The sequence below is a fragment of the Bacillus sp. 22475 genome (assembly GCF_052044835.1).
Taxonomy (GTDB): domain Bacteria; phylum Bacillota; class Bacilli; order Bacillales; family Bacillaceae_G; genus Bacillus_A; species Bacillus_A cereus.
This window is the reverse complement of sequence record NZ_JBQENW010000060.1, coordinates 1-8,587: the sequence shown is the minus strand read 5'-3', so window position 1 is coordinate 8,587 and position 8,587 is coordinate 1. Positions and strand designations below refer to the sequence as shown.

Below are 8,587 nucleotides of genomic sequence, written 5' to 3'. Positions count from 1 at the left end.
AGAACTACTTGGTCGCTCATTTGCGACTTCCTTATGTTAACATCTTCGTTAGTTAATGTCAACTAAGTTTTTCATTTCGTTTGTCGCTTGCGACGTTAATGTCATCGGCGACTTGTCCTATATTACACCCCTGTAGATCAATCGTCAATACTTTTTATCTTTTTTATTTTATAAATTATAAAAGCTTTGCCCTCTCTTAATTTCTAACACATCCTTAGAACTTCATAAACGTATGTATTCAAACTAACAATCTGCAGACTACACTCTCTAACTTAATACTAATACTTTTCTAAAGAATGAATGCGAGACCAAGTAAATATATATTAAGGATAATATTTTTTCTTTTAGTACGCCCCCCTTCTACTCATCTCTAGGGGATTATATATAAAACATTTCTCTTCTTTACCTTTAATCAACAAAAAGGAAAAGAAATCTAATAAACTTAGGAGGCGTTATGAAATGCATGTTAATAAAAAGATAATTTATGTATCCCATGATGCCCATTTCCACGGAGCACAGCTACTTTCTTTACATACTATTAAGGCTCTTAAAGAAAACTTTGATTACTCTGTTGCAATTATTTCTATTGGATCCGGTATTTTAATTCCCGATTTCCAAAAGTACGGTCCTGTTTATTGTCTCGAGCAAGATTATCAAACAAAAGAAAAGGTCGAATTATTAATAAAGGATTTATTATCACAGGATTTTACCCTCGCCATATGTAGTACTGTCATAAGTGGCGATATCGTCGCATTACTAGCTAGACACAATATAAAAGTTGTTTCATTAATACATGAATTACCGCATTTAATACAACAGTACTCTGCTGAAGGGAAAGCTAAAAACATCGCTGAATTTGCTTACAAAGTTGTTTTCCCTTCACAATACGTACAAGAAAAATTTCGTACAATCACTGAATTGGATCCTCAAAAATGTCACATTCTCCCTCAAGGTTTGTTTAACCACAATCCTTATAAGAATAATATCGCAAAAGCTAGAAATGAGTTACGTAAGAAGCTTAACCTGCCTCTAGATAGCAAAATCATCCTGGGTGTAGGCTTCGCAGATTATCGAAAAGGAATCGATCTATTCTCACTTATCTCTTACTCAGTAAGAAAGACTCACAAGGATATTCATTTTATTTGGGTAGGGAGAACAGATGTTCAATTCCTGAATACACTGCCCCCTAAATATAAAGCACATTTCACAGTAATCGATCCTACTCCCGATATCGGATTATATAACGCCGGAGCTGACTTATACTTATTAACTTCAAGGGAAGATCCTTTTCCAAATGTTGTTTTAGAAGCATTAGATGCAAAACTTCCTGTTATAGGGTTTAAAAATGCTGGAGGTTTTGAGGATGTTGTTACAGAAAAAACCGGTGCCTTAGTAGACTTTTTAAATTTACCCAAAATGCTAGAAAAAATATATGAATTTATTCATGATGAGGGATTACGATTACAAAAGGGAAGCTTTGGCCAAGAACTTATCGAAAAAAACTTCAATTTTCTTACTTACATTTATCAATTACTAGATCTTCTCGAACATAATTACAAAAAGATAAGCGTAATCATACCAAACTATAATTATGAAAAATACTTACCTGATCGAATCGAATCAATATTAAACCAAACCTACCCTCTTTACGAACTAATTTTCTTAGACGATGCCTCCACTGATCATAGCGTATCAACATTTAAAGAACTGCTCTCAAAAGAAAATAAGATCCATCTGAAGGTTCAACAGGTTATTAATGATACAAACTCTGGTTCTGTATTTAAACAATGGATAAAAGGCGTCACTGCAGCAACTGGTGATTATATTTGGATTGCAGAGGCCGATGACTTATGCGATAAGACATTTTTACAAGAGGTGATGCAGGGGTTTTATATAAATAACAATATTGCCTTAAGCTACACACAATCAAAACAAATAGACGAACAAGGAAATGTATTGGCTAATCATTATTTAAATTACACAAATGATATCGATGAAGAGAAATGGAAAGCCCCCTATTTTCGAAAAGGCGTCGACGAAATACAAGATACGTTACTTATCAAAAACACTATACCTAATGTCTCGAGTGTAGTTTTTAAAAATATAGATATGAAGAAAACAGAAAAACAGTTAGAAAAGTTCAAAATAGCTGGTGACTGGTTCTTCTATGTTTCTCTTCTTACAGAGGGAGATATTTACTTCAATCCAGCCCCCCTAAACTATCATAGACGACATTTAAATAGTGTAACAAGAACAGAAGATTCATATTCCCATTACAATGAAGTTGTGCAAATGCAAAATTTCATTAAAGAAAGCTTTACTATCGATGACATTTCTAAAATGAAAATGTATACATATAGAAAGTATCTTAAAGCATACTTAAAAATTTAAACGTATGCTTTCTCTGCCATCAATATCTCTTGTAAGGCGATACTATTATTTAAGGGGGAATACTCTTTGAAAGACTTTATAGAGGAACATAAAGATTTAATTTCTCAAATCGCACACAGCTACAATGTAAATGCAAGTATCCATCCTGAGGATCATATCTTTCAGTTCATTGTCACTAATCCCGTTTTCCCATCAAAAAAAGAAGCGATAGATTACTATTTTAAAGACGGGCAAAACTCAGCACAAATACTCTTAGACTTAATCACTTCCCTTTATCCTCCTACAGGCAATCCAATCAAATTGTTAGAGTTTGCATCTGGATACGGCTGCGTAACACGTCATTTATTAAATCTACAAGCGAATTTGAGTATAACCGCTTGTGATATACACGAAGAGGCCATTTCCTTTATTGAAAACAAATTAAATAATCCTTCTATATTATCTCATCCTGAGCCCGAACAGTTAAAATTAGACTCCTCTACGTACGATATTGTTTTTTGTCTATCCTTTTTTTCTCATATGCCTGATACAACTTGGTTTCGTTGGCTTCAAACATTGTATAACGCTGTTTCACCTGGTGGTTTATTCATTTTCACAACCCATGGCTATCAAAGTAAAAAATATTTCGGGTTTCCAAATTTAAACGAACAGGGCTATTGGTTTCTCTCTTCTAGTGAACAATTCGATTTAGATGTTAATCAGTACGGACAAACGATAGTTAGCCCCTCTTACGTGTGTGACAAAATTAAATTATTGCCCTATAACCCAATCATCAAAAAGTATACTGAAGGATTTTGGTGGGAACATCAAGACCTTTGGGTAATAGAAAAAGAAGTAAAATAATAAACCACGCTCTGCTTAAATACAAGTAGAGTGTGGTTTATTATTTTTTACTATATAAGAACTCTTCAATCCATAGCTTATTTAATCTAATCCCATTTTTAAAATCTATTTTAGGTTCCCAATTCAATTCTTGTTTTATCTTATCAATATTTAAAATGATTCTTTGGACGTTCTCTTGTTTTTGTTTATAACAGATAAAATCCACTTTTCTTTCTGTTATTTTCTCTAGTTCCACAATAATTCGTTTTAAAGAAAGACCTTTGCCACTCCCTATGTTATATACGCAAGATTTCAATTGATTTAATTGTGCTAGTTGTATAGTAATTTCAACTAAATCATCGATATAAATATAATCTCTAATAATCTCCTCTGGATTCCCATATATATTAATCCTTTCATTACTGAGATGCTGATACAAAAAACAATTTATCGCCCCAACTTTTTTTAAGGGGTTTTGGTATTTTCCATACGGATTAGAATATCTACATACAACATAATCTATTCCATATTTTCTCTTATAAAAATACAAATAATTCTCGAGCGAAACTTTTGTTATTCCATACGGGGAAAGTGGTCTTAATGGATGTTTCTCATCAATAGGCAAATATTCAGGTTCACCATAAACTGTGCCTCCCGAAGAAGCTAATATAATTTTTTTAATACGAAAATCTTTAACACTTTCCATGAAATTAAGAAAAAATAAACTGCTATTAATATCGCCGAAAACATCTTCAATTGAAGTTGCTACGTTAGACGTCGCAGCTAAATAAATAATAATATCTATATTCACTAAAGCCTTATATATATCCTCAACATTTTCTAAATCACCTTTAATAAATTCAACTTCACTTATAATATTTTGAGGAAAATTATTTATATGCCTGGAAAATACTTTTACATTTTGCCCCTGTTTCAATAAACCCAATGCGAGGTTGATACCAATGAAACTATTTCCACCTACTATTAAATAATTATTCTTCCTCATAATATCATCTCTCTAGTAATAAATTTTTCCCATCGTCAAACCTAAAAATATAAATAAATGAACTTGATCATTTCTATTATTCATCTCTTATCATTGTATGCTTCTTATAAATTTTCATTATCTTTATTTTATATTTTCATTTTAGAATAGCTTCCTTATCCAAGTTGATTGCAAAAACGCTCATAATATTTACTCATCCCCATGAATATATTTAATAAACCTTCTACATACACAAAGTTCTCAAAAAAGGAGTGCTAAACTCATGAAAAATATAAATCAAGGGCTTTTAAATCATGTAATTCTAAATAAAGACCGAATTCCGCATTACCATAAAGACTTTCCCCTTATACTATTTTGGAGTCATAGAAGCGGATGCACCGCATTAGCTAATTGGTTCTTTTTTCAAATTGGATTATTTACTGAAGCAAAGAAATACAATGACTTTATTCATTACTATGAGTTCTGGGTGTATAAGAACAATATAAATTACATACCAGAGTTACAAACTGGTCTTCTAGAAGGTAAAAAGGATGTTTGTAAACTTGTGCGAAATCCCTATACAAGGGCTGTTAGCTCATTTCTATTACTTGCTGACAATCCATACGCTAGCCCCCAATGGGAAAGTATCCGTCATTATTTTTATAATGATAAATATAGTAATCAAGGAATATCATTTAAACAATTTTTATATTACGTTCAGGCATTTGGTTCCAATTCCCTAGCAATAGATATACATTTTAGCCAACAATACGTCCCTGGTGAAGAAAACTTCATCCAATGTTATATTCCTTTAGAAGATTTTAATGCACAAATCACCAAACTAGAACACACGTACGATTTGATAAAATCCAATTTAGCACTTCTTACAAATTCAGATCATCATCGCGCCCACAAGATGATTTATGCAGGGAGCTATGCAGAACTTAGCATTACAGATGAAGCCTTCCCACGATTTCCAACATACGAAAGCTTTTATGATAAAGAAACCATGGGTTTAGTTACAGAAATATATGCACAGGACTTTGAAATGTACCCGTACACGAGAGGGATACTTTAAGTCTATACATTTTTCTATGAATAAAAGCTAATGCATCGCATAGCATAAAGTGAAACTTTAATTCGAGTCGGGTTCTCTTCAACTGATTATTCCCTTTTCCTAATTGCTATTTTAAGAGATACCTAACTTTCACCTATTCCCTTTGATTTCGCCGATTGTTGACGTGTATCATACTTTCCATAAATAGATTGCATGTAACATAGGAGTGATGTCGTGTGGAAATCAATTTGAAACACAATAATGGGTACTGCGTTATTTGCAAAAAGAAAGCTACATTTATAGAGCATAATGATTGGCTTAGAGATCATTATTTATGTTCTACATGTAACTCTATCCCAAGGCAGCGAGCTTTAATCCATACTTTACACACATTTTTTCCAAAATGGGATTCCTATAGTATCCACGAATCCTCTCCTGGAGGAATTACAACTCAGCTACTATTAAAAAACTGTAAAAACTATACATATTCTCAATACTTTAAAAACTATCCTCTTGGCCAATACTTTCAAGGAATTAGATGTGAGAACTTAGAAGACATGACTTTTGAAAATGAATCTTTTGATTTATTCATTACTCAAGACGTTTTTGAGCATGTAATGACGCCAAACAAAGCCTTTAAAGAAATAGAACGAGTATTAAAACCTGGCGGCGCTCATGTATTTACTGTCCCTTGGTATCATACACTCACAAAAACTGTGCAAAGAGCAAGATTGAATAAAGAGGTGATTGAATATATTGAAGAGCCCATTTATCACGGAAACCCTATTGATGAGAATGGGTCTTTAGTAACGTTCGATTGGGGGCAGGATATGATTGAATATATTTATAGACACACAAATATGTATACCATTGTTTATTTACAAAAGGATAGATCACTCGGGTTAGATGCTGAATTTTTACATGTTTTTATTAGTAAAAAGCAAGAAAATAAGTTTTAATCACTATATAATTCGGAGGTTTGACAAATGCATAACTTTAAGTTAGGAAGTGATTTTGATAATCTTGTTAATTCACTATCTGATGTTGAACTTCTAAATTTATTTATACAAAGTTGTTCCCAAACAACGATAAATGGGGTTCTCGTACCTAGGTTTCCTCCTGAAGAAATTCAAAAACAATTTGTAGGTGCTTCCTATGAACATGCTCTTTATGAAGCATATTTGTTTTATAGCTATATAAAACAATATGCCCAGAATTTAGGTGTTCCCGTGAATAAAGAAAGTAAAGTTTTAGACTTCGGCTGCGGATGGGGAAGAATTATACGCTTCTTATTTAAAGATGCCTCTGATCAAAATTTACTTGGCATTGATGTGGATCCTGCGATGATTACACTTTGTAATGAAACACTAGGAAGAGGAATATATAAAACAGCAAGCCCACAACCCCCTGTAGAATTTATTAGTGACAATTCATTAGATATCATATTCGCTTATTCTGTATTCTCACATTTATCCGAAGAAACTGCTGAAAATTGGGTGAAAGAATTTTCAAGAGTTCTTCGCCCTGGCGGAATTTTCATCGCAACAACACAAGCGCGCTATTTTCTTGATTTTTGTCAACAATTCCAAGAACATCCTGAATTAATTCAAACAGGATGGCATAAAACTTTATCTCAAGCTTTTCCAGATATACATCGCGCCATCTCGGATTATGAAAACGGAAATTTTGTCCACAGCCCTACTGGTGCAGGAGATGTTAGAAATAGTAGTTTTTACGGAGAAACTGTTATACCTAAGACTTATATTAAAAATCATTATGAGAAGTATTTAAAGTTACAGGACTTTTTTGATGATGTAAATCGATTACCACAGGCCCTCTTTGTCCTTCAAAAAATTTAATTCCTTTCATTCAACGTAATACGCTTAATTTCCTGACGAAAGGCACTTTCTATTTCAGCTATATATTAACTTACCTAATACTCTCGTATCAAGTAAGCTGTAAAAACAAATCCACTACGTACCATAAAAAGCAGTAATCAGATAACATATCTCTCGTTTTAAAATTGCTCCACTAAATCAAGAATACCTTTCCACCATTTGAACTACGAAGAACACGAGGAGGATATACCTTGAAAATAATCGCTTTTTACTTACCACAATTCCATCAAATAAAAGAAAATGATCTATGGTGGGGGAAAGGGTTTACTGAATGGACAAATACTAAAAGTGCACAACCTTTATTTTCAGGCCATTATCAACCCAGGGAACCTTATCAAGATTTTTATTATGACTTAACTAGCCCTTCAGTAAGAAAGTGGCAAGCAGAAATTGCTAAAGCATACGGTATATATGGTTTTTGTTATTATCATTACTGGTTTAAAGGAAAAAGGTTATTAGAAACACCCTTTAATGAGGTACTAAAGATGAAGGAACCTGACTTCCCTTTTTGTCTTTCTTGGGCAAATGAACCATGGACAAAATCTTGGGATGGTCTCGATAAACATATATTAATGCCACAAGATTACGGAGGTATATCAGATTGGAAGGAACACTTTGATTATTTATTACAAGCTTTCCAAGATGAGAGATATATTCATATAGATGATAAACCTTTGTTCATTATTTATCGTCCAGGACATATTCCTGATTGTGAAAAAATGCTTAATTACTGGAATGCATTAGCACGAGAAAATGGTTTAAAAGGTATATACTTTGCTGAAACATTAAACAGCTTTCCACTACCTAATATAAATGGATTCGATGCTAGCATTCAATTTGAACCTTTCTATACAATTGCCCATGATAGCTCTTCAGACATAAATAAAGCAATATATGATTCTGGTATGCAATTAAATGTTTGGGACTACGATAAAGTATGGATGTATATATTACAACGATCTCTCCCAAAGAAAAAAACATTTCCTGGCGCTTTTGTTGATTGGGATAATACTGCACGGCGTAAAAATGCAAATAGCAGCATCTTTGTAGGTTCTACCCCTGAAAAGTTCACCATATATTTAAGCAAACAAATTCATCGTACTTACTCTTTTTATAACAGCGAGTTTTTATTTATTAACGCATGGAATGAGTGGGCAGAAGGAACTTACTTAGAACCCGATAAAAAATATGGATTTTCTTATTTAGAAGGGGTTAAAAATGCAATTGATAGAGGTATGAAAGCATACAAAAAAGACGAGTCATTCTGACTCGTCTTAAAGTTGCTTGGCGACGTCCTACTCTCACAGGGACAAGGTCCCAACTACCATCGGCGCTAGAGAGCTTAACTTCCGTGTTCGGTATGGGAACGGGTGTGACCTCTCTGCCATCATCACCAAACTATGAAGGCATATTCCTTCAAAACTAGATAACATT

At 33.2% G+C, this 8,587-nt stretch carries 7 protein-coding genes and 1 rRNA gene; 6 read left to right on the top strand and 2 right to left on the bottom strand.

Annotated features, from left to right (window positions below; genetic code table 11):
* The first annotated feature begins 459 nt into the window (after nucleotides 1-459).
* A complete protein-coding gene (locus ACTJJY_RS31255) occupies nucleotides 460-2,391 on the top strand; it encodes a glycosyltransferase (RefSeq protein WP_078994984.1) in 1,932 nt (643 codons plus the stop codon).
* A gap of 66 nt (nucleotides 2,392-2,457) precedes the next feature.
* On the top strand, nucleotides 2,458-3,234 hold the full coding sequence (locus ACTJJY_RS31250; RefSeq protein ID WP_000651236.1) for a class I SAM-dependent methyltransferase: 777 nt from the start codon (nucleotides 2,458-2,460) through the stop codon (nucleotides 3,232-3,234).
* Between the two features lie 40 nt (nucleotides 3,235-3,274).
* Here the strand turns inward: ACTJJY_RS31250 and ACTJJY_RS31245 are convergent, their stop codons facing one another.
* Nucleotides 3,275-4,219, bottom strand: coding sequence for an NAD-dependent epimerase/dehydratase family protein (locus ACTJJY_RS31245; protein ID WP_001230828.1), 945 nt, complete (start codon nucleotides 4,217-4,219; stop codon nucleotides 3,275-3,277).
* A gap of 262 nt (nucleotides 4,220-4,481) precedes the next feature.
* On the opposite strand from ACTJJY_RS31245, the gene ACTJJY_RS31240 reads away from it, so the two are divergent.
* From ACTJJY_RS31240 to ACTJJY_RS31225, 4 genes are all read left to right on the top strand, one after another.
* On the top strand, nucleotides 4,482-5,276 hold the full coding sequence (locus ACTJJY_RS31240; RefSeq protein WP_440607392.1) for a sulfotransferase family 2 domain-containing protein: 795 nt from the start codon (nucleotides 4,482-4,484) through the stop codon (nucleotides 5,274-5,276).
* A gap of 215 nt (nucleotides 5,277-5,491) precedes the next feature.
* Nucleotides 5,492-6,214 (top strand): class I SAM-dependent methyltransferase, encoded by a 723-nt coding sequence (locus tag ACTJJY_RS31235; protein WP_440607391.1) that lies wholly within the window; start codon nucleotides 5,492-5,494, stop codon nucleotides 6,212-6,214.
* Nucleotides 6,215-6,241: 27 nt separating this feature from the next.
* Nucleotides 6,242-7,114, top strand: a complete 873-nt coding sequence (locus tag ACTJJY_RS31230; RefSeq protein ID WP_440607390.1) for a methyltransferase — start codon at nucleotides 6,242-6,244, stop codon at nucleotides 7,112-7,114.
* Nucleotides 7,115-7,344: 230 nt separating this feature from the next.
* Nucleotides 7,345-8,421 (top strand): glycosyltransferase WbsX family protein, encoded by a 1,077-nt coding sequence (locus ACTJJY_RS31225; protein ID WP_440607389.1) that lies wholly within the window; start codon nucleotides 7,345-7,347, stop codon nucleotides 8,419-8,421.
* Between the two features lie 14 nt (nucleotides 8,422-8,435).
* Here the strand turns inward: ACTJJY_RS31225 and rrf are convergent.
* Nucleotides 8,436-8,551 (bottom strand): 5S ribosomal RNA (gene rrf / locus ACTJJY_RS31220).
* Between the last annotated feature and the right edge of the window lie 36 nt (nucleotides 8,552-8,587).